The organism is Helicobacter mastomyrinus (assembly GCF_039555295.1).
Taxonomy (GTDB): domain Bacteria; phylum Campylobacterota; class Campylobacteria; order Campylobacterales; family Helicobacteraceae; genus Helicobacter_C; species Helicobacter_C mastomyrinus.
In genome coordinates, this window is sequence record NZ_CP145316.1 from 1,943,095 (window position 1) to 1,963,456 (window position 20,362).

Genomic DNA, 20,362 nt, shown 5'->3' on the forward strand with positions numbered 1-20,362 from the left:
AAGAGAGGAAAAAATGGCAAGATTATATAAAATATTCGTAGTTTTATGCTTATGTGTCTATGCACTCAATGGTGTAGATAATGTAACAATTCCTGATTCTAAACTGCATTTGAAAAAAGCCTATCAGGTAAATAAAAGCGATATATATTCCACAGATATGTTTCCTATGATGGATAGGAGGTTTAAGGTCGCCACTTTGCCACCGGATAAATTCACCCTCACGCTTAAAAGTGTGGATATAAAGCTCATTTTCGCGCGATATGGCTATGAGATTATCTCTTTTGAAAGCGATTATGTGGAGTTTCAATACGTCACTGATATGCGCGAGAATAATGTTAAAGAATTTATAGAAAAAATGTATATCCAGCATTATGGTAATAGGATTCATATTGAGAATCTACTTGTGCGTCCTCTAAATAATGTGCCTAGTGATTATGAGCTAATCCAATATGAATTGCCAGAATCTGCATTAAAAAAGCATAATGGCACTTTAGCGATGAAGTACCGCACACCGCCTAATGCACAGATGAAAAAACTTACCTTTATTTATATGATTAAAGGCACACTTGATGTATTTAAAAGCACACAGAATATCCCTGTGAGTGAGATTATAAGCACAAGCAATACACGGATAGAATCTGTGCCTTTTGAACGATTGGGCACAGAATATATGAGCGCAAATGAGCTTAATAATAGCAGTGCAAAGAGCTATATCCGGGTGAATACTATCATTACAAAAGATAAGATTAAGCCACGTGTGATTGTGAAAAAGGGCGATAAAATCCACGTGGTAGGCTATGAGAATGGTATAAGTATGGAAGTGGTGCTAGAGGCACGACAAAATGCTGTGTATAATGACATTATTAACGCAAAAAATCCTAGCAGTGGGAAGATTTTACGCGTGAGGGTTACTGATGAGGGCAGGGGTGAATTATTGTAAAAAATATGTGCTATGATTGAATGGTTTTGATAATATGAGCATTAATATAAGTATTGTAACAAGGAAAGGCTATGAGTGAGATAAAAAAGCTTGTGGTCGCCATAGGTGGTGCAAGTGGAGTGCATTTAGGCTTAAGATTGATTGAATATATCCCTCATTCCATAGAGCTATTTGTAGTGATGAGCGAGGGTGCTAAAGATGTGGCAAATAGTGAGCTTGATATGGATATAGAAGTATGCCTTGATGCCTTAAGGCAAAAGAACCATTTTAGAATCTATGATGAAGATGAGCTAGATAGTGGCATTGCTTCTGGGAGCTTTGGTATCAACGCAATGGCAATCGTGCCTACAAGTATGAATCTGTTAGCAAAAATTGCTAATGGGCTATGCGATGATTTGATTTCGCGCTGTGCGAGTGTGATGTTAAAGGAGCGGCGGACTTTGCTTCTAGCTCCGCGTGAAATGCCTCTAAGCCCCATTGCCTTAGAGCAAATGAGTAAGCTATCTACGCTTGGTGTGATTATCGCACCTCCTAGTGTGGGATATTATGCTAAGCCTAAGGATTTAGAATCTATGGAGCGATTTTTTGTCGGTAAGTGGCTTGATGCGCTAAAGATTCCAAATGAGATTTATATGCGTTGGAAATGTTAAGAAACACAAAAAGGGAAAGAAATGAGAAAGCTAGCTATTTATCCGGGGACTTTTGATCCCGTAACCAATGGGCATTTAGATATTATTAAACGTTCCATTGAAATCTTTGATAATGTCATTGTCGCCGTAGCTGCCTCATCGGCTAAGAATCCGCTCTTTTCACTTAATGAACGCATAGCCATTCTTAAAAAAAGCACACAGAATCTTTCTAATGTATGTGTGGAGGGCTTTAGTAATCTTCTTGCAGAGTTTGCAAAGCAAAAGGGCGCGAGAGTTATCATAAGAGGGCTACGCGCGGTAAGTGATTTTGAATATGAATTGCAAATGGGCTATGCCAATGCCTCGCTCAGTGATGAGCTAGAAACCATTTATTTTATGCCTACGTTACAAAATGCGTTTATTAGCTCCTCTGTCGTGCGCTCAATCATCACGCATAATGGGAGGTTTGCGCATCTTGTGCCACATAATGTAGCAGATGTAATCCTCTCACTTTACACACAAAAGGCTAAGTAATGTATGTAGCGCTTGAGGGCATAGACACTTGCGGCAAAAGCACACAAATAACACTTCTAAAATCGCATTATCCTGATGCGATTTTCACTAAAGAGCCCGGTGGCAGTGTACTAGGAGAGGCAATACGTGAGCTTGTGCTGTTTACTCCGCAAAAGGCAGGATTCGCACTCGATAAATATGCTGAGGCATTTTTGTTTCTCGCTGATAGGGCACAGCATTACACACAAGTTTTATCCCCCAATATGGATAAGCTTATAATCACCGATAGGAGCGTTATTTCAGGTATTGCGTATGCAAAGGATATTGATATAGAACAAAGCATAGAGCTTAATAGATATGCACTGCGTGGGTGCTTCCCTGATTTAGTGGTGATTTTAGAGCTTGATAGGGTGCAGCTGCAGGAGCGATTAGCACAAAAGGCTCACGATAGCATTGAAAGCAGGGGCATAGAATATATGCTTGAGATTCAAAACCGCCTTGTTTGTGTAGTTAAGCAGATAGGGTTAGAGCATATTGTCATTAACGCAAACAAGCCTAGAGAGGAGATTTGCACGGAGATTAAGACATATATTGATAGAATCTTTATGGATTCTCAAAAATAATGTAAAAATTAAAGAACAGATTTAGAGCAAAGGAGCTTTTGTGTCATTGTGGGGAGCATAGCATTCGCACGAAGCAATCCATACTTACAAAATCTCGTGAGGAAAATCATAGGAGCAATAAATTTAAAGCACGATAAAATGGTGAATTGCAAATAAAGAAATTTTAATCGCATTGCTTAAAGGATAGATAATGAGTAGCTTTCATATTGTGCTTGTTGAGCCGCAGATTCCGCAAAATACAGGTAATATCGGGCGTTTGTGTGTGGCGACAGATTCTGTATTGCATTTGATTTATCCGCTTGGCTTTAGCACAGCTCAAAGGGAGCTTAAACGCGCGGGGCTTGATTATTGGCAGCATTTGCAAGTCTATGAATGGCATAATCTTGGCGCATTTTGGAATGAATATCCCCCTAGCGATAGGCACTTTTTCTTTAGCACAAAGGCGAAGATGGACTATTATCAAGCTCGGCTATCTCAAGGGGGATTCTTGTATTTTGGCAGGGAGGATAAGGGGCTAGATGAAAGCCTTTTGAGCACTTATGTCGCGCAAACATATAAATTGCCTATGGTTAAGGGTGTGCGGAGTATCAATCTCGCTACAAGCGTTGGTGCGGCACTCTATGAGGGTGTGCGACAAGCACAAATATACAAGCAATGGTAGTTTTTACAATAGTTTTGATAAAATCGCGCTATATTTTTTTGCTTCATAGATAAGTAAAAGGGGCTGTTATGCTAATTTTCAACTAGGATAAAAGAGAGACGAATGAGAAATCGTTTGTTTTCTTTGGGTATTGGCTCTAGCGCGGGAGTGAGCGGAGAGAAGGTAGTGTAAGCTCTTGTAGCTTTGCCTTATTTTGCACAATGTATTTTCGATATAGGCGCAAATGTAGGCAAATATCTCACATCTTACGTGATTTCATCCCCCCTCCAGCTAGAATCTAACAATATACTATCTTGTTTTTGCTTTAAGTCTTCAAAATTTACTTTTGAGGAAGTTTTGCTACTGCTTCGCGCTTTAAAGATAGAGAGCATATCGACTTGAAGCATATTGTGCGCAAAAGGGTATATCGTATATTCATCTATGCAAACTTGATGTTGAAGGACACGAGCTAGATGTGCTAAATGGCGCAAAAAGCCTTTTTGTAAGGGTAGATACTGATAGACTAACCTTTGAGTTTGGCGGCTGCAATATCAATATGCGGACATTTTCCCAAGATTTTTGGTGTTTTCTCAAAGCTTATGATTACAGCATTTTAGCAAGGTTGAAGTGTATCTGGGGGTGGCTTCTTATAAAAACCAAAGGGCAAAGAGTGATGATACACGGGATTCTTCGCCTATAATAAGTAATATATATAATGGGCTGCCCCCACACGCAATATGCAAAGAACATTATGCAAATCATTACAAACATATAAATCTCAAGCAATTAAAAAAAAGCATATCTTATCCCCCCCCCAAGCTTACTTGAGTGGCTATTTTTAAAATCCTCTGTATTTTGCTACTTTGCAAGATTCTAAAAAATGACTAGATAAAACAAATGTGGCTAAACGTATAAAAATAGTCCCTATGATGCTTTTGTGTATTTGCGCTTAGGTGACTATCTCGTATCTCAAAATCACTATGTTGTCAAATTTGGCAAGTCCTATTATAAAAATGCTTTTAAGATACTTAAACGCTATGTGCCACAGGTGCGTTTGTTAATTTTTAGTAATGATATTACTTATTGCAAGGCACATTTTGTTTTAGAATCTGGTGCAGAGCCATATTTTATTGCTATGCAGGGCTTGGAATTTAAGTTTGTAGAGGGAAATGATGAGGGTGAGCATAGGATTTTGCCTTTATGCGATTATGCAAACACAGCATAGGAGCAAACTCTCCATTAAGCTGGTGGGTGGCATATCTATGTGAGAATCTACAAGAAACATTATGCCAAATAGAATATTTATAACGCAAGAGAGCGCGATTTTTCCTACACAAAGGGATTTACACTAATCACTTGGATGTTTATAACGCCTTAACGTTTGAGATTCAAAGCCTCTTTGACTAAGTCATCGCCTGTGGTAAAGGCTTTTGCGTTCATAGAATAGCCCCTTTGCATAACGATTAATTCCGTCAAGGCATTTCCCACATCGACATTACTTGTTTCTAAATGTTTATATAGCACAGAGCCAAATTTTAGCTTTAAGCCCTCCCAGCCTAAAATCGGGCGTCCACTTATTGTATGAGAATCTCCATTGACAACCATCTCCGTCATTTCAAAGAGGTTTCCACCTACTTTTTTTAAACCTTGATCATTCACAAATGCAGCAATCCCCACTCGCCCCATAGGTTCATACGCACCATTATCAAAAGCTAGGAAGATAATGCCATCTTTATCAATTCTCACATCTCTTAAATGCCCTTCACTTCGCCCATCTTGGTCCTTATCGATAATTTCGGAATTTCTATATACAAAATTTGAACTCGGTTTATCTTGTGTCCCGGCGATATTATACATCACTTTCTTATCGCCAAAGGCTAGTTCTACTGGCTCGGGTTGAGGTTTGCCTTCACTATCAAATGTAATGCTGTGTGTTACATAATCAGGGCTTATCATAATTTCACCCTGTTGGTCAAAGATTGCCGAGCGCACTTCCCACTGCTCACCTGTGGGTGGAGAGGCTAGAGGATTCCCAGAAGATGTCATAAAGTAGCGACTTTGGATTAAAAATTTTTTACCACTTTCATCATAAATCTCAACATTAGTTTGGTAGCTTGGCATTTGTATAAATTCGCTATGGAAGCTATCCCCGTGAATCTCCTGCCAACCGATTTTATCAAGTTTAGGGTCGCTACTGCCACTATCAATAAGTTTGCGATAAAGTCTGCCCTCATAGCTTACAATATCACCAACAGCATAAGGTGTGCCTTGTTCATATACAGGGGGGAGGGCAGTAGCCATATCACCTAACTCCTCCCAATTCCCCTCGCTTATAGGATTATTACCTGCTTGATTTGTGCGGCGGTAGATTTTGCCCTCATAAGATACCACATCGCCCTCTAAATAAGTCGCATTATCCGTCCATACATTAAGTCCGCTTGAATCAAGTATCTTCCAATTTTCCTTATCCATAAATGGGTCTTCACTCTTGCCTAGCTCTCCTGTGTGGAGGAATACTACGCCTTTGTGCTGCACAATCGCATTTGGTTCATAGGCTTTATTAGCATTGAAATTCGCCCCCACACCGCTACTAAAATAATCATTCTTGCCTTTGAATCCAAGCTTTTCAAAGAGGCTCCCGCCAATTTCAAGATTCAGATTCTTATAGGAATTATTCCGTAGCGCTAAGCTTACTTTTTCACCCACTTTACCATCAAGGTCTTTACCCACCTCTAAGTCCAATCCTGCCTTATCCTGCAAGAGCTTTTTGAGGTCATTTAAAGTGCGAAATTCTAAGGCTTCTTCGCCACCTTGCCCGTATTTAAAGATGATAACTTCTTTTTTACCATCTTTATCGAGTGTGAGACGTACTTCATTATAGCTAGAGGCATTGAGTGGTGTTTCATCAGTAGCAAAGGCATTAATATCCATATTCATAAAACGTTCTTCATCAAAGCTACCATCGGGTTTTTTAAAGAATGCACTGACAGATATAGCATTTTCATTTTTATTAAGATTGGTGCTTAAATCTACTTTTGTTGTAAGCACGGGGTGATAATATAGATTCTGTGGGATTTGTAAGGGTTTAAGCGCACCTGTGGCAAGTCCGGCAAAGTCTATCTCCTCATCTTTGTTTGATGTGTAAATACCATTTTCAATTTTGCCTAAATCCACGCCATACATATAATATCCGCTTGTATTGACAATGTAGCCCTCGCCATCACGCAAGAATGAGCCATCGCGTGTGAAGTAGTTTTTTTGCTTTTTTTCATAGCTATCTTCTTTGATTTCAAATGAACCTTCTTTTTGCTCTCCTACGATAAACCACCCTTTACCCTCATAAGCGACATTAAATTCCCCATCGCTTGCTTTATAATTGCCACTACGTGTGGAAATGGCATTGCTTGATTTAGTTGCACCATAATTCATATCATTATTGATAGGTGAATCGGCATTGAGTGTATCAAATTGATTGGCAAAGAGGCTTTCAAATTGCGGGATATTCTCTCTATAGCCAATAGTATTAACATTGGCAATGTTATTTGAGACAGAATCTAGCCCAAATTGATGCGTTTTGATGCCGCTATATGCGTTAAGTAACGTGCTATTCATAGCCCGTGGTCTTTATTGTAAAATTCAATCGCGCTATCAAGCGGCAAAATCATATCGCCCATTCTTAGCATAGGAGAGCCTTTATCAAAGATAATGCTTTGCACCTCTCCTCGACCTACACGTGCGGTATGGTATTGCTTAGTGTTGTCATCAAGGTTATATTCCGCACGTATATTATAAGTGCCATCATCTACTTGCCTGCCTTGATCATTTAAGCCATTCCATTGAAATTCTAAATATCCATTTTGGTTGGCTCTATCTTTGAGGGAAATGCTTTTTACCATTTCATTATTGCTATTAAAAATATAAATGGTAGGTTCGCCTTTGTTTGGATCAATTTTTTGGTCAAAATAGATAGAAAATTTCACTGCATTACCTTTTTGCACATTCACGCCAAATACATCAGTTTCAGCGACTTTACCAATCATAGAAACGGTGTTGAGGGCATTAAGCTGCGCGGTAAGGACATTAGATTTTGCATTTTCTTGCATACCTGTATTAAGCGCTTCAAGGGATTCTTTCATTTGCTCTTGGAACTCTTTTAGCTCTTTGTTTGTCTCCTGTGTGCTTTTCATCGCTTCAGCGACTTCTATCATCGTCTTTTTATTCTGCTCTTGCATTTCTACTTGCGTGAGTTGAGCGGTTTGCGTGATGATTTTATCTGTTTCCATAGGAGCTGTGGGGTCTTGATTTTTTAGCTGCTCTAGGAAAAGTCGCATAAAAGCGTCATTATCAAGCTCATTAATGTTGCGCACCTTTTCCTTTTCTTTAGCTATCTTTGCCGCACTGCCTGTTACTTCGGCTAAATCAATTGCCATTATATACTCCTACTTTACGCATATTTGGGAAGTGTGATGTGCATTACATTTACCTCGCCATTTTGTGAATCCTCTAAGCTATTTTTGTTCCCTTTTTCAGTGTTTGCATTGTCTTGAGAAGTATTTTGCCCATTTTCTCTCCCTCCATTGCCACTGCCATTTTCATTAGTGCTAAAGCTCAAATCCACATTGTTAAAGCCCACTTGTGTGAGGTTATTTCTAAAATCTACTTGATTTTGTAGGAATAATCCCATCGCGGTGGCATTAGACACCACTTGGACGTGCAAATCTTTGCCTTTTTTGGTAATGGTAAGCTCTAAAGTCCCTAAATTTCGAGGATTAAGCTCCATAGAGAGTTTTGTAAGAGGCGGCTTGTAGTTGGCAATCTCCTCACGCAAGGTTTGCGCGAAAGTTCTTATATTTTCTTTAGCCATAGCGGAACGATAGAGAATCTGCGAACGGCTACTCTCTTTTGTCTGGTTTATTTCTGTGCTTTGCTTAGATAGTGAGGTTTTTTGTGATTTTTCCTCTTTTGCCTCTTGAGAAGATTCTTTAATCTTTTCTTTGCTCTTTTTCTCTCCTGTAATAAGAGTTTCTACACTCTTTTGGCTTTGCTCCTCTTCTTGCATATATTGCGCGAAGCTCTCTTCAAAACTCACGTGCCCTTCCTCTGTTTGAGGCTGTTTGATTTGGCTTTGTGCTTCATTAGATTTTAGCACTTTGGGCTGTTTTCTTTCATCTCTGCGTCCATCTTTGCTGTTTTTATCCTGGGTAGATTCTAGAGCAGCTAGACTTTCTGTCAATACATTTGTGTTTTTTGCATTTTGTGCTTGTGTTTGTGGCATTTGTGGTTTAGCCATTTGTTTGGTAGTATTTTCTGGCAATGGCGTATAAGCCTCTTCATTTATTACTTCATCATCTTTTGCAGGTATGACTTCTGCTATCTTAGATTCTGTATTCTGCTGCATTTTGGTTAGGTTTGGCATTTCTTGAGCTATGTTTTCCCCTCCATTTGTAATAGATTTTGTCTGCTTTGGCGATTCTTTTGTTGTCTTTTTTGCTTTTTGAGGCTCTTTGGTCTCTAGGAGTATCTCTTCTTTATTAGCATTAGGCTTTGAGGCTTTTGCCTTTTTTGATGATTTTTTTGCCTTTGTTTTTGGCTCATTTGTTGGCACTGCTTCTTCTATGGACGCTGTTTCCTTTGGTGAAGATTTAGGCATTTCTTCATCAGGCAAAGATAGAGCTTGCTTTTCTGTGACTACACTTTTTTCCATAGATATGGTGCTTGTAGTTTTGATAGTCAATGCCTTTGAAAGCAGGCTTTCTGTTGTGTCTTCATCAGCTAAGCGGGGGTCTGTCCTTTAAGGAAGATGCGCCGCTATTTTCATTATCGAGCTTTTTGGTTGGATACTCATTTGAGATTTTGCTCGTAATGTTCTTAGGCTTTTTTACGCCTCGCTGCACAATGGCGATTCTATCGACATTATTTTCATATTCATAAGTGATAGTTTCTTTAGCAGAAGATGGAATATTCTTTATCTTTGGGGCAGCCGGAGTGGCATTTTGAACAGGAGTTTGCTCTTCTTCTGTTTGCAGTTTTAATTCACTTGGATTAAGCCCTTTGGCTTTGGCTAGTCTTTCTACATCGGCTAATGTTTTGCCCTCATTGCTAGGTTTTTGTGGGGTGGGCATAGAAGTTAGCCCTTTTAGAGTGTCTTGAGTATTCGCCCCTGTTGCCTTGGGTTGCAAGGGGGAATTTAGGCTTGTTTGATGAGAAGTTTTTTTATTTTCTTTATTATCCACTCTGCTTGTATTTTGAGATTCGTTTTTAACTTCTTGAGGCATTCCATTCTGCCCTAATTGCGCCATTGCTAAGGTGTCTGTCTCTGCTTTGTGATTTGTTGCTTTTTTTGTACTTTTGTCTATTGCTTTTGTGCTTGAAGGTGTGCTTAGAGCCTCGATAAGAGGATTAGATTCTATATTTTTTACTTCCTTTGATGTTTTTGCAATTTTTTCTTGCAAACCTATTTTTGATACCTCTCCTGTATCATCTTTGAAATCAAAAGGTGCAAGAGATGTAGTTGCCTTTGTATGAGGGGTTTTATTTGGGCTAAGGGTAGCACCTTTGGAATCTAAAGGTGTTCCTTGTGTATTTTGTTTTGCCGTATTTGTATTCTTGCTTGTTTTTGTATCTTTGAGAGGATTAGCTTTTGCTTGTGTTTCTTGCCCCTCTTTAGTGGCTTTAGCAAACATATCTTGAAATTTATTTTCTAGCTTGCTGATTTCTGCTGATGGGGAATGTGAGCGTTTTTGTGTAATAGAATCTGGTTTATTGGCAATGATATTTTGCATAGCATCTAACATAAATAACTCCTTCATTGAAATATATCTTAACAGATAAGCAAAATATATTCCTAAAATAACAATTATGTTTTTATTAATGAGTTTATGGTGTTTTTAGATTTTTCAGGTATGATTTTTATATCTAAATCATTGGGGGTAGCAAATGTTAAAATTATTCTCTTTTATCATTGGATTGTGTGCATTTATTACTTGTGAGGCTGCACAAAAGGCAAATATATATCACCAAAAGATTGCAAATAGCGATATTTACATTATTTCGTTGCAGGAAAAAGATATGAATAAGGATATTTTGCTCCCGCAAAACGAGAAAGAAAAGCAGCTCATACAGGAAGCAAAAGTGCAGCTAAATCAGCATAATGTCGTGCTGATTAAGAATCCGCAATTTATCGCATTGGTAGACTCTGGATTTCCACATACGCAAGGCATACTTAAAGCTTCTTTAGCTTCACTGGGCGTTTCATATAACGATATTAATTATCTTATCATCTCACACGCACACGGCGACCATATCGGTGGGATTTTGAATGAGAGAGGGGAAAATAACTTCCCCAATGCGACATTGCTTATTGATGAAAAGGAGTTTGCATATTGGCAAAAGCAGGATAATCAACGCACAAAAGATTCTCTTAATATTTTTACAAAAAAAGCATTTTTTAACCATAAGAAAGCCATTTTGTCTAACACATTAGAAATCCTCGCAGTCCCTGCTTATGGACATACTCCCGGGCATAATTTTATACTTATGCGCCCAAGTGATAAAAAGGCGCAAAAAGATATGGCTCAAAGTCTCGTATTCTGGGCAGATATACTGCATATTTATGATATTCAAAGTCAAAATCCGCAAATCTCAGCTGTTTATGATGTGAATCCTACACTTGCAGCACAGGTTAGGGCGAAATTTTTAAAGCAGTTTAAGAGTGAAAAAATACCTGTGGTGGGAGCACATACACCATTTACAAAGCCTGTTGTTCTTGAATAATGCACTCTCATTCCTTTTAAAATAAAGGAGTGGTCTTGAAACATAAAGTGATATTGCTTATGTTGTGTATGCTGCTAAGGCAGGGCTTTGGTAGCGAAAAGGGGGCGTTTGAAATATATGGTGATGTAATGCAGATTCTGCCTTTAGCAATGATGGCATATAGCTATGCTATCGATGATATGCAGGGCGTGAAAGAGCAAGCCTTGGGTGCTGGGGTAACATTACTTAGCACACATATTATTAAGCAAGGATTTATTCTTCTTGCAGATTCATACCCATCATCTGCTAGAATCTCCCAACGTCCCAATAATGGGAGTTTTGATGGATTTCCCTCCGGGCATACTTCTTGGACTTTTAGCGCGGTGGGATTTTCCTTCAAGCGCTATGGCTGGAAGTTTGGACTTCCCACAGCGCTTATTGCTACATCTGTGGGCATAAGTAGAATCTACGCTCAAAGACACACGATTATGCAAGTCATAGCCGGGGCGATTTTAGGTTTTGGCGTCTCTTATCTCTTTGCTTCAAAAAATGATGTTGCCCCTCCGCCTATAAGTGTGTGGATAGATAGAGGGGGAGATAACACATTAAGCTATCATATAGCTTACAAAAAGACGTTTTAAGGGCATTGTTAGAATCTTAGGCTAACGCAACTTTTGCTTGATAAGTTCATAGGTGAGGGTAGAGGGGATTTGATGGAAAAATTCCACGTTTATGGGGGTATCACTCTGTGCGGGGAGGATAGCTAGAATCTTGCCCAGGTGGGTTAAATCCGCTCTTTGATAAAACATTTCTTGGAATTTGGCAAGTTTGACTTTAATATTCCCAAAGCTAGGATCTGCGAGATAGACAAATTGAGAATCCATACCCTTATATACGCTAAAATGCTCCATATCACGCACATTGACATAGATAATCACAGGGATTTTGAGCTGAGAGAGGGAGGGCAAGTCTAGGGCTAATCCTGTGGCTTTGAATCCTTTTTCTTGGGCAAATGCCGCTAGGTCTGCAAATGAAAATCCTATGCCATCTCTTAGGGCTTGATTATCCTGTAGGGCTTCTTTTTGCGTAGTATCAATGCCCTTTAGGGTAAGCAAAGAGTCTAAAATATCTTTCTCGCTTATGTTGTATTGATAATAATAAGTAAGGATTGTCGAGAGGGAGGCGCTTCCGCAGCTATAATCGTATTGTTGTTTGGTGAGATTGCTATCACGTAGGGCTATCCAAGAGGTAGCGGGGCTTTGCTTGGAGATAAATTCATTCTGCATATACACATCAGCAACGCAAATGTGTGATAGAAGCCCTATAAATAGCCATAAGCGCATTAGATTCTATATGAAAAGGAGAGATTTATGGTGTTGCTTGAGTATGAAAGCGTATTAAAGGTTTCCACATCGGTAAAGACAATGAACCTACTTTTGATTTCATACGCCACGCCAAAGACATACCCTACCGATGAAGCCGCATAGGAGATAGTGCTGCTATTGAGCTTATCTCTACTTTGATATTGATACTTTACACCAGCATTAAGCGATACATAGGGATTGATAGCAAAATATATCATAGGAGATAGGACAAATACATCGCCATTATGAATATTTCTATCCTCGAAGCTTTTAGGGAGATTGAATCTATATTGTGCCTGAAGTAAAAACACGATGGGGTCAATGGTATAAAAGCTTAGGGCAAAGACGGAATAGCCCTTGCCATATTGTAGGGATTTTTGTGTGCGGGAGAAATACACTTGCTCGATTATATCGGCATTACCACCAATGAATAGGGCAGGGACTTTCCCCTCCTTTTTTGCCTCAATCAAAAAGCCAAGATTCATAGTGCTAAAATCCCCATTGCTTTGTGTGGAGAATGTGCCATTAGCACTTTGTATGTGGCTCTGCTGCCAGAAGCCATAAATAGTGCTAAAGAGTTCTACCCTGCTATGGATTCCATAACGGGCATTGAATGAAAGGGTAAGGTAGTCTTGATTTAGTATGCTGATAGCCTACAAAGGGGATATTGATAAATGTGCTATCGGACATTTGGACGGGGACAGACTGCATGGAGGTGTCCTTGCGTAAGAGATTTATGTATGAAAATGAGCCAATAAGCTTAAATTGTCTCTTTGGTGTGAAGATTTCATCGACACTCACAGGTTTGTCATAGAGTATAAAAGGCAAACACAGGCATAAAATGATTGTATTTATCACTTTTTTTGTCATATCCCCCTCCGCTGATGGTTAGTATTTTGTTGGGTAGTATGGTGGGCGTGTGCTTGTAAGGCATTTTTTGCAGAGAGCGAAAAGCAAACTTGTCAAAAACTCTCCCTCTGTCGCCTTTGTCTCTGTTTGGGAGAGAATCACAGCATTGACATTACTTGAAAAAGAGTGCTTCCATATCTGCTTGTAAGGGTGAAGTTGCTCTATTTTCATTATGAGATAGGGCATTATGTTTTGTTTGATTCATATCTGCTCCTAGACAAAAAATTGCCCCAAAATAGAGCAGAGCGCAAAACAAATACATATCTTTTTCATAAAAATACCCTTCAAAAGAGATTAAAATTCACACCAAAAAGAGAGGAGAGCTCCTCTCTTTTAAGCCATACTAAGATAAACTAAAACTGAAGCCCTAGCTCTACCATACCGATTAAATGCTTCGTTTTGGGACGATTAAAATCAGGTGTGTTAAACTTAGAAGTAGCTAAGTCATAGTATTTTGCCTTAAGGTTAAGGAAATATGCTACCTTAGGCGAAAGCTGGTAGGTATATCCCACATAGCCTTTAATGGCATAGCTATAATCATTAATGCCCGAGCGGGTTTCCTCTAAATAATGATAGCCGTGAAATACATAGTGATAACCCACATTATATTCATAGGTAAGTTTTTCATTTGCTTTAATAAAGCCTTGCAAATCTAAGCCCACCATATGGAGACCTGTTTCTAATGGCTTCTTTGGATCTGCTACATAACCTGTAAATTCATAATCCCAAGAATATCCTACATTTACAAAAAGCGGATTTGCCTGTGAGAATGGATTAAACCCAAGCTTAATATGGTAGTTTCCAAGCCAAAAAGCACTTGCTTTTTCATCTTTTCTTGTAAAACTTCCTCCACTCCATTCAACGGCAGTTGAATAAAACACTCTATTATAAATGCTTCTATAATTAAACGCGAGTGAAGCACCTATATCCGTAGCGTCTTTTTCACCATTTGCTTGATAAAGTCCATATACTCCACCTATGCTAATGCGATAATCATCTCTACCCTGGGCATAGCTAGTGCTACTTAAGAGAAAAGCAAAACAGATGTATCTAAACAATCTTTTCATTAACGCCTCCTATGTAGAAATTAGAACCATTTTTTAAATATATGTTTGATGCCCTCATAGACTCCTATGGCAGCACCAGTAGCAATAATAAGAGTAGCCGGATCCGCCTCTCCCTCTGTGGCTTCCATCTCCTCTTGTGAGAGAATCACAGCATTGACATTATTCGAAGCAAAGAGTGCTTCTATATCAGCTGACGAAAGTTTAGATACTTCACTTACATTTTGAGGCAATGTATTACCCTTAACTCCACTTACTCCAGCTCCTAAACAAAAATTTGCTCCCAAAACAGAGCAAACAACAAAAACAGCTAATGTCTTTTTCATTAAGACTCCTTTCAAAAGTAAAATTTTTGTTCCCCTCCTTTAAGTGTTTAAGCAACCAAACCTAAGATTATTGAAGTTACCAAACCTTATCAAGTAGGAACAATTACTATTATATAAGATTTATCTTACATAAAACTGAAAGATTTTTTATCTCGGTTCTTGTTTTGTATTATGAAATGTTGCAGGTGCAAAAATAATGGCAGGAAGCGGATAGATAGAATAAATAAGATAAATAAATAAAATAGCTACTAGATAGTGCTAATTAATATAGATAAATGGCTAAGCAAGTAAAGAGTTAGTTAGTTAAATATTAAGTTAGTTAGTTAAATAGTTAACTCAATAAAGAGAGTTAAATAAATAACTAAAAGGAGTTAAATCAATAAAAGTTTATCCCCCCTAAAACTTCTTCTTATTCACATCATCAAGTATATCTCTAGCTACACTATCTACTCTCTCACTGATTTGAGCACTTGCATTCGCTATTTCTACATTCTCTTGTGTTACAGATTCTAAATGAGAGATAGCTTCATTGATTTGAGTAACACCTGTAGTTTGCTCTCTAATAGATTCTCCCATATCATTAATACTTTGCACTAAAAGATTTGTATTCGCTTCTATCTCTCCTAGAGATTTTTGAGTTCTCTCTGCTAGCTTTCTTACTTCATCAGCTACCACTGCAAATCCTCTGCCGTGTTCTCCTGCTCTTGCTGCTTCTATTGCTGCATTAAGAGCAAGTAAGTTTGTTTGGTCTGCTATATCTCTAATAATACCTATAACATTTTTAATATCTTCACTTTGTTGAATGACTTCTCCTGTTTTACCACTTACATTTTGCATAGATGAAGTAATCTCTTCTACAGCTTGAGCAGTTTGCTCTAAGCTACTTGCTTGAGAGTTAGTGAGATTTGTGAGATTATTCACTGCTTCTTGGAGACTTTGTGCTTCTTTACTTAATGTATGAGCAAAGTTTGCAGAAGTGGTAAGCATTTTTCTAATTTCTTCTCCTAGAGTATTTGTAACAACTTCTACTCGTCCTTTTGCATCTTTTACTTCTGTGGTGAAATCTAACTTGGTGTAGGTGTCAAAGACCCTTGCTATTTCATTGGTATCACTGCCTATTTTTCTTTGTAAATCATCAAGCATATGATTAAGCACATTTTTGAGTTCATTAAGCTGTGGGTTATGAGGAGTTTCTGTGATTCTTGCTTTTAGGTTTCCTTCTTCGATGGTTTTAGCTGTAGCCACAGATTGCTCTACGGCTTTAGCATCTTGTGCTAAGCCTATTCTTGTTTTTTCTATGTTTTCATTAATGGCTGAACCCATTTCTCCTAATTCATCTTTTGCAATAATGCGTAAAGGTTCTGGCGCTGTTTGTCTCTCGTGATTTAAGAATTTGAAGAATTCAAAGAGGGTGTGGGAAATCTCTTTGAGGCGCACTATTAATGTGCGTTTCACAAAAAGCCAAATGACAAGCAGAATTGTTATAAAAGTAATACATACAGAAACTATTATAGTAAAGGTAATCTCATATAAAGGTGCATATACAGAATCTTTGGGTGCTGATACAAGCACAGTCCAAAAAGCCCCTGTGTTACGCCATATTTCAAATGTGCTAATACCTACGATAGCTTTTTGTCCATATCGATTATGATATTCTATAACATCGTGAGCGTGTGTATCGTGCGCATTAATAGCTTGATTAATGGATTTGTCAGAATTTGTTTCCGAAAACTTTTTGCCAAATAAGGACATATCATCTGTTACAGCGATCACACCCCCTTGCGAGAGGATACTGATAAAATCATTTTCATATACGCTGTTCTCTTTGTTTGTAACAATCTTATCAATAATAGAATCAAGGTCAATAGACATACCAATAACACCGATTAATGTATCACCATTAAAAAGCGGAACTATAGCATTAACAGAATGAAACTCTTCATTTTCAAGTGTGATTTTTATAGGGATACCAATGATAGAGCGTTTTTCTTTGATCGCGTGATCAACAGCGGGGAAGCTAAGCACTTGGCTATCGGATTTGATACGTTGCACACCACCTACTTGATAAAGTTCGTTATTGCGGTAAAGCACCAAATAACCACTTTTTTCATCTTTGATGACATAATTTTCTTGCTTGCCTTGTGGCATAGAGGATTTAAAAATAAGCACATAAGCATGTTTAGCCCAATTAGCACTATCAAGCAAAGATGTCATTACCTCATCGATAAAATTATCATCGAGTGATACACCAGTTTTGAGAAAATTATTAACGATACCTTGTGTGTTTTCTAAAATGGCAAAGGTTTCATTAAAAATAGGTGCGATATTGTTTGCGTGACGTTGAGCTACATTCGTGAGGAGCTTATGGGCTTCTTTATCGAGCGTTTTTCGGGATTGTATAAGTGTGATAGATGCCATAGCGCCAATACATAGAAACACAACAATTCCTATAATAAGGTTAAGCTTGATACCAAATTTTAAACGAGATAGCATTAAAATCTCCAAAAATTATATTTTTAAGGAAATAATACCTAAAGTGTGCTGTATTTAAATATATTAAAAAATAAAATAGTTCTTATAAACTTATTTATCGTGCGGGAGTATTACAAAAATATACATTGTTATACCCTTGTTGTGTATGCTAAGAAGATTTTGTTAGGTTTTGGTGATGGAGATATGATGATTTTTGCTCGTTCTAAAACAGAGTAAGCATAGGATTTTGTTATTTGCAAATAAAGTAAAAATGACAGCAGTTGGGTAAAGGTTTATGTTTTCACTATGGTTTTATTGTTTGATATGCGTAGCTTGAAATAGTGCTTATATAGGTATTTGAATTTGCGGATAATTCTTTTGTAAAGTGGCATAGTGCTAAATATGATGTGAAAATTTATTGTATCAAGTGTTTTGTTTTGCTCTATTGTACGAGGGTGTGTTAAGGGAAAATGTAGCTCATAGCTAGGCATAGTGGCAAATTTAGAATCCCCTGTGGTGTGGGTGGCATCAGTTCTGTTAAATCCAATGTTGCTTATCATATTGTTTTTTGGATATATACACAAGCCTTTTTGTTTCCAAATGCTATATGTCCACGGATAGTCCCAAGTGTCTATTTTGTCTTGTGCGTATGTTTTAAAGATTCTATGCCATATAGTTTTTTCACGTTTGGAGCAAAAATTATCAAGTGTTTTGATATCCTCTTTGCCAAATTCGAGTTGGTATTTGCTCCAAGCCCTTGCCCACGACGCCCAGCCCCATATATGATTATATTTTGAGAAGTAATAATCTTCTTTGAGAGAGGCTTTAGGGCAGAGGGTTTGTGTCGAGAGATTAGGGGCGAAGTCTAGCGCACTCCAGCCACTTATCATAAAAACCTCTTCGTTTGCCCGATATTTCTAGTAATTCATCACAGAATCTAAAAAAGCTAAGCGTAGGCAGACAATTATCTTCTAATATAATGCCTTGTTTTTCGTGGGAGAAAAACCAAGATATTCCAGAGCTTATGGAGAGTTTTGCACTCAAATGCGATTCTCTATAAAACCTATGTATATTGCATTGCCATTGTATGGTGGATTCTAAAAAGTTTCTTACTTCTTTTACTTGTTGTTCTTCTTCTTCTTTGTTTTTGTGGGAGTTAGCGGCGATATATATTGAACTCGGCTTTAGCTTTGCAAGTTGCTTTATTATCTCTTGGAGTGTGTCTATGCGTTTATATACTATAAGCAATATAGGGTTTTGAATGCGATAACTATCCATTAATGGCTCCCTCTATACACTTTTTACAAATAGGGTTTGTGGCATAAGAGTGATTTTTATGGAGTTTTCTTAATGTCTGCATACTTTTGCTTTGCCAAAATGTTTGTAAGGAAATATTTTTTTGGCTATTGTAGGCTTGTAAGATATTGCCAAGCACCATTTGCTCACCATAGAAGGTGCAGCAAGGCAAAACGTTTCCTTCAGCAGTGATTACAAGCTGCTTGTAGGGAAATGAACATTGAAAATTTGGTTTTGCTTGAGTTGTTTTTGAACTCAGTTCTTTTGATCTTTCGGGTGGTTTAACCATCTCTTGCGATCCTATCATCTCAACTTTATCCTGCCAAAATGCGATAAAATCATCAAGCTGATGTTCATTAATTTCTGTGCGGACAAAATTTACTCGAATAAGCGGTGTGAGGCTTTTAAGCTCTTTTTTAAGCTCAATAAGCCCCAATACATTATTTACAACCTGATGATAGTTGCTTCCGGGGCGTATTTTGTCATACACATCTTTAGAATAGGCGTCAATGGATATTTGTATCCTATCAAGTCCTGCTTCAATGAGAGATTTTGCCCTATCTTTTGTAAGAAGTAAGCCATTACTTGAGAAATAAATATCAAGCACACCTGCGTTCTTAGCATAGAGAATAAATTTTTCAAGGTCTTTGCGTAAAAGTGGTTCGTTTAAATAATTAAGTTTGATAGCTTTAAGTGCATTTTTCTTTATACCATCATCTATGATATGACAGAATAGTTCAAATGGGAAAAGCAAATGCTTTTTTTCATTATTATTTTCCACAGATAGCGGATACATAGGACATTTAAGATTGCAAGTAGCATTAAGTTCAAAGTCGATTTGTGTAGGGAGTGATAATCTCTAATGTTGAGGCTTGTTGATAAATATGACGATACTCTCTCCATCGGGTTACATCTTTAAGATTCTCTAAAAGATTAATTTTTTCTATACCCAGTATACCTGTAAGTTCCGTTTTATTGCGTTTGAGTTTCATTACCATACCTTCCATTTGGGATTGTTGAGCCATAGGTCTTCAAGCATTTGTTTGTCTCTTAATGTATCCATACACTGCCAGAATCCATAATGCTTAAAAGCAACAAGCTCTTTATTTTGGGCTAGTCTAATAAGTGGTTCTTGTTCAAAAATAGTTTGCAAGTCTTTAATATATGTAAATATGTCGGGCTCACATACAAAGAATCCTCCATTAACCCAACCTTTGTCATTTTGGGAATCTCCCTTTGGTTTTTCTAAAAAATGTTCTACTCTATTATTTTCTCCAAAAGTGATTGCCCCATATCTTCCTTCTGGTTGTATGGCAGTGAGGGTAATTGCTTTTTGATGCGATTTGTGAAACTTAAGAAGGGATTGGAGATTAATATCACATAGTCCATCGCCATAAGTAAGCATAAACGTTTGATTATTGATATAAGGTTTGGCTTGTAAGATTCTACCGCCAGTCATCGTGTCTTTACCGGTATCAAGGAGCGTTACTTTCCAATTTTGCGATTGAGAATTAAGAATCTCAATAGAATTATCCTTAAGATTAATGCTTATATCACTATTATGCAGGAAAAAATTAGCAAAATACTCTTTGATAACATATCCTTTGTAGCCTAGTAAAATAATAAAGTCGTTAAACCCATAGTGGCTGTATAGCTCCATAATATGCCAGAGGATTGGGAATCCTCCTATTTCTACCATAGGCTTTGGTTTTATTGAAGTTTCTTCTGCAAGACGTGTGCCTAAGCTACCAGCTAAGATTAATGCTTTCATTTATGCTCCTTTTTGTTTGGGTAAGGTAGGGGGTGGTTGTAGTATGTATAAAGATAAAGTAGA

At 37.8% G+C, this 20,362-nt stretch carries 22 protein-coding genes and 2 pseudogenes; 9 read left to right on the forward strand and 15 right to left on the reverse strand.

What is annotated here, in order from left to right; genetic code table 11:
- Nucleotides 1-13: 13 nt before the first annotated feature.
- The 7 genes and pseudogenes from flgA to V3I05_RS09870 all read left to right on the forward strand — a co-directional run bounded on the left by flgA (nt 14) and on the right by V3I05_RS09870 (nt 4,570).
- Entirely contained in the window at nt 14-940 is a 927-nt protein-coding gene (gene flgA / locus V3I05_RS09840; RefSeq protein WP_295701411.1) for a flagellar basal body P-ring formation chaperone FlgA, read from the forward strand.
- A 71-nt stretch (nt 941-1,011) separates the two neighbouring features.
- Complete coding sequence (locus V3I05_RS09845; protein ID WP_295701409.1) at nt 1,012-1,590, forward strand: UbiX family flavin prenyltransferase; 579 nt, start codon at nt 1,012-1,014, stop codon at nt 1,588-1,590.
- Nucleotides 1,591-1,611: 21 nt separating this feature from the next.
- Entirely contained in the window at nt 1,612-2,103 is a 492-nt protein-coding gene (gene coaD, locus V3I05_RS09850) for a pantetheine-phosphate adenylyltransferase (RefSeq protein WP_295701407.1), read from the forward strand.
- Nucleotides 2,103-2,705 carry a dTMP kinase gene (gene tmk / locus V3I05_RS09855; protein WP_295701404.1) on the forward strand — a complete coding sequence of 201 codons (603 nt, stop codon included), beginning with the start codon at nt 2,103-2,105 and terminating at the stop codon, nt 2,703-2,705. The genes coaD and tmk overlap by 1 nt, the downstream gene beginning before the upstream one ends.
- Before the next feature lie 190 nt (nt 2,706-2,895).
- Complete coding sequence (locus V3I05_RS09860; protein ID WP_300448086.1) at nt 2,896-3,366, forward strand: tRNA (cytidine(34)-2'-O)-methyltransferase; 471 nt, start codon at nt 2,896-2,898, stop codon at nt 3,364-3,366.
- A 382-nt stretch (nt 3,367-3,748) separates the two neighbouring features.
- Nucleotides 3,749-4,045: pseudogene (locus tag V3I05_RS09865) on the forward strand (FkbM family methyltransferase); the annotation flags it as partial.
- 237 nt (nt 4,046-4,282) lie between these two features.
- A complete protein-coding gene (locus V3I05_RS09870; protein ID WP_300451340.1) occupies nt 4,283-4,570 on the forward strand; it encodes a hypothetical protein in 288 nt (95 codons plus the stop codon).
- Nucleotides 4,571-4,719: 149 nt separating this feature from the next.
- Here V3I05_RS09870 and V3I05_RS09875 read toward each other — a convergent pair whose 3' ends face one another.
- From V3I05_RS09875 to V3I05_RS09890, 4 genes and pseudogenes are all read right to left on the reverse strand, one after another.
- Nucleotides 4,720-6,957, reverse strand: a complete 2,238-nt coding sequence (locus V3I05_RS09875; RefSeq protein ID WP_343353493.1) for a flagellar hook-basal body complex protein — start codon at nt 6,955-6,957, stop codon at nt 4,720-4,722.
- Nucleotides 6,958-6,965: 8 nt separating this feature from the next.
- A pseudogene (flgD, locus tag V3I05_RS09880) lies at nt 6,966-7,775 on the reverse strand (flagellar hook assembly protein FlgD); the annotation flags it as partial.
- A 14-nt stretch (nt 7,776-7,789) separates the two neighbouring features.
- A complete protein-coding gene (locus tag V3I05_RS09885) occupies nt 7,790-9,049 on the reverse strand; it encodes a flagellar hook-length control protein FliK (RefSeq protein ID WP_300451336.1) in 1,260 nt (419 codons plus the stop codon).
- A 64-nt stretch (nt 9,050-9,113) separates the two neighbouring features.
- Nucleotides 9,114-10,139 (reverse strand): hypothetical protein, encoded by a 1,026-nt coding sequence (locus tag V3I05_RS09890; protein WP_343353495.1) that lies wholly within the window; start codon nt 10,137-10,139, stop codon nt 9,114-9,116.
- Nucleotides 10,140-10,281: 142 nt separating this feature from the next.
- On the opposite strand from V3I05_RS09890, the gene V3I05_RS09895 reads away from it, so the two are divergent.
- Both V3I05_RS09895 and V3I05_RS09900 read left to right on the forward strand, forming a co-directional pair.
- The gene (locus tag V3I05_RS09895; protein WP_343353496.1) at nt 10,282-11,118 is read left to right on the forward strand and encodes an MBL fold metallo-hydrolase; all 837 of its coding nucleotides are present in this window, start codon (nt 10,282-10,284) and stop codon (nt 11,116-11,118) included.
- 29 nt (nt 11,119-11,147) lie between these two features.
- Nucleotides 11,148-11,738 carry a phosphatase PAP2 family protein gene (locus V3I05_RS09900; protein ID WP_343353498.1) on the forward strand — a complete coding sequence of 197 codons (591 nt, stop codon included), beginning with the start codon at nt 11,148-11,150 and terminating at the stop codon, nt 11,736-11,738.
- Nucleotides 11,739-11,759: 21 nt separating this feature from the next.
- Here the strand turns inward: V3I05_RS09900 and V3I05_RS09905 are convergent, their stop codons facing one another.
- The 11 genes from V3I05_RS09905 to rfbF all read right to left on the reverse strand — a co-directional run bounded on the left by V3I05_RS09905 (nt 11,760) and on the right by rfbF (nt 20,299).
- Complete coding sequence (locus tag V3I05_RS09905) at nt 11,760-12,440, reverse strand: C39 family peptidase (RefSeq protein WP_343353499.1); 681 nt, start codon at nt 12,438-12,440, stop codon at nt 11,760-11,762.
- Complete coding sequence (locus tag V3I05_RS09910) at nt 12,440-12,946, reverse strand: outer membrane beta-barrel protein (protein ID WP_343353500.1); 507 nt, start codon at nt 12,944-12,946, stop codon at nt 12,440-12,442. The genes V3I05_RS09905 and V3I05_RS09910 overlap by 1 nt, the downstream gene beginning before the upstream one ends.
- A gap of 103 nt (nt 12,947-13,049) precedes the next feature.
- Complete coding sequence (locus tag V3I05_RS09915; protein WP_343353502.1) at nt 13,050-13,331, reverse strand: hypothetical protein; 282 nt, start codon at nt 13,329-13,331, stop codon at nt 13,050-13,052.
- Between the two features lie 392 nt (nt 13,332-13,723).
- Nucleotides 13,724-14,437: a hypothetical protein gene (locus V3I05_RS09920; RefSeq protein ID WP_343353503.1), complete on the reverse strand. Its 714-nt coding sequence runs from the start codon at nt 14,435-14,437 to the stop codon at nt 13,724-13,726.
- Nucleotides 14,438-14,457: 20 nt separating this feature from the next.
- The gene (locus tag V3I05_RS09925) at nt 14,458-14,760 is read right to left on the reverse strand and encodes a hypothetical protein (protein ID WP_343353504.1); all 303 of its coding nucleotides are present in this window, start codon (nt 14,758-14,760) and stop codon (nt 14,458-14,460) included.
- A 396-nt stretch (nt 14,761-15,156) separates the two neighbouring features.
- Nucleotides 15,157-17,253: a methyl-accepting chemotaxis protein gene (locus V3I05_RS09930; protein ID WP_343353506.1), complete on the reverse strand. Its 2,097-nt coding sequence runs from the start codon at nt 17,251-17,253 to the stop codon at nt 15,157-15,159.
- A 272-nt stretch (nt 17,254-17,525) separates the two neighbouring features.
- Nucleotides 17,526-18,122: a hypothetical protein gene (locus tag V3I05_RS09935; RefSeq protein WP_300446865.1), complete on the reverse strand. Its 597-nt coding sequence runs from the start codon at nt 18,120-18,122 to the stop codon at nt 17,526-17,528.
- Nucleotides 18,085-18,510 carry a hypothetical protein gene (locus V3I05_RS09940; protein WP_343353507.1) on the reverse strand — a complete coding sequence of 142 codons (426 nt, stop codon included), beginning with the start codon at nt 18,508-18,510 and terminating at the stop codon, nt 18,085-18,087. Before V3I05_RS09940 ends, V3I05_RS09935 begins: the two co-directional genes overlap by 38 nt.
- A complete protein-coding gene (locus V3I05_RS09945; RefSeq protein WP_343353508.1) occupies nt 18,503-19,324 on the reverse strand; it encodes a radical SAM/SPASM domain-containing protein in 822 nt (273 codons plus the stop codon). Before V3I05_RS09945 ends, V3I05_RS09940 begins: the two co-directional genes overlap by 8 nt.
- A 31-nt stretch (nt 19,325-19,355) precedes the next feature.
- The gene (locus V3I05_RS09950; protein WP_295702046.1) at nt 19,356-19,520 is read right to left on the reverse strand and encodes a hypothetical protein; all 165 of its coding nucleotides are present in this window, start codon (nt 19,518-19,520) and stop codon (nt 19,356-19,358) included.
- Nucleotides 19,520-20,299: a glucose-1-phosphate cytidylyltransferase gene (rfbF, locus tag V3I05_RS09955; protein ID WP_300451059.1), complete on the reverse strand. Its 780-nt coding sequence runs from the start codon at nt 20,297-20,299 to the stop codon at nt 19,520-19,522. The genes V3I05_RS09950 and rfbF overlap by 1 nt, the downstream gene beginning before the upstream one ends.
- Between the last annotated feature and the right edge of the window lie 63 nt (nt 20,300-20,362).

Coding starts and splice junctions, on each gene's coding strand:
- V3I05_RS09895 (WP_343353496.1), top strand. CDS start 10,282: ATGTTAAAATTATTCTCTTTTATCATTGGATTGTGTGCATTTATTACT.
- V3I05_RS09890 (WP_343353495.1), bottom strand. CDS start 10,139: ATGTTAGATGCTATGCAAAATATCATTGCCAATAAACCAGATTCTATT.
- V3I05_RS09920 (WP_343353503.1), bottom strand. CDS start 14,437: ATGAAAAGATTGTTTAGATACATCTGTTTTGCTTTTCTCTTAAGTAGC.
- tmk (WP_295701404.1), top strand. CDS start 2,103: ATGTATGTAGCGCTTGAGGGCATAGACACTTGCGGCAAAAGCACACAA.
- V3I05_RS09940 (WP_343353507.1), bottom strand. CDS start 18,510: ATGGATAGTTATCGCATTCAAAACCCTATATTGCTTATAGTATATAAA.
- V3I05_RS09860 (WP_300448086.1), top strand. CDS start 2,896: ATGAGTAGCTTTCATATTGTGCTTGTTGAGCCGCAGATTCCGCAAAAT.
- V3I05_RS09885 (WP_300451336.1), bottom strand. CDS start 9,049: ATGGAAAAAAGTGTAGTCACAGAAAAGCAAGCTCTATCTTTGCCTGAT.
- V3I05_RS09910 (WP_343353500.1), bottom strand. CDS start 12,946: ATGAATCTTGGCTTTTTGATTGAGGCAAAAAAGGAGGGGAAAGTCCCT.
- V3I05_RS09845 (WP_295701409.1), top strand. CDS start 1,012: ATGAGTGAGATAAAAAAGCTTGTGGTCGCCATAGGTGGTGCAAGTGGA.
- V3I05_RS09935 (WP_300446865.1), bottom strand. CDS start 18,122: ATGATAAGTGGCTGGAGTGCGCTAGACTTCGCCCCTAATCTCTCGACA.
- V3I05_RS09950 (WP_295702046.1), bottom strand. CDS start 19,520: ATGAAACTCAAACGCAATAAAACGGAACTTACAGGTATACTGGGTATA.
- V3I05_RS09875 (WP_343353493.1), bottom strand. CDS start 6,957: ATGAATAGCACGTTACTTAACGCATATAGCGGCATCAAAACGCATCAA.
- V3I05_RS09930 (WP_343353506.1), bottom strand. CDS start 17,253: ATGCTATCTCGTTTAAAATTTGGTATCAAGCTTAACCTTATTATAGGA.
- coaD (WP_295701407.1), top strand. CDS start 1,612: ATGAGAAAGCTAGCTATTTATCCGGGGACTTTTGATCCCGTAACCAAT.
- rfbF (WP_300451059.1), bottom strand. CDS start 20,299: ATGAAAGCATTAATCTTAGCTGGTAGCTTAGGCACACGTCTTGCAGAA.
- V3I05_RS09945 (WP_343353508.1), bottom strand. CDS start 19,324: ATGTATCCGCTATCTGTGGAAAATAATAATGAAAAAAAGCATTTGCTT.
- V3I05_RS09915 (WP_343353502.1), bottom strand. CDS start 13,331: ATGACAAAAAAAGTGATAAATACAATCATTTTATGCCTGTGTTTGCCT.
- V3I05_RS09925 (WP_343353504.1), bottom strand. CDS start 14,760: ATGAAAAAGACATTAGCTGTTTTTGTTGTTTGCTCTGTTTTGGGAGCA.
- flgA (WP_295701411.1), top strand. CDS start 14: ATGGCAAGATTATATAAAATATTCGTAGTTTTATGCTTATGTGTCTAT.
- V3I05_RS09905 (WP_343353499.1), bottom strand. CDS start 12,440: ATGCGCTTATGGCTATTTATAGGGCTTCTATCACACATTTGCGTTGCT.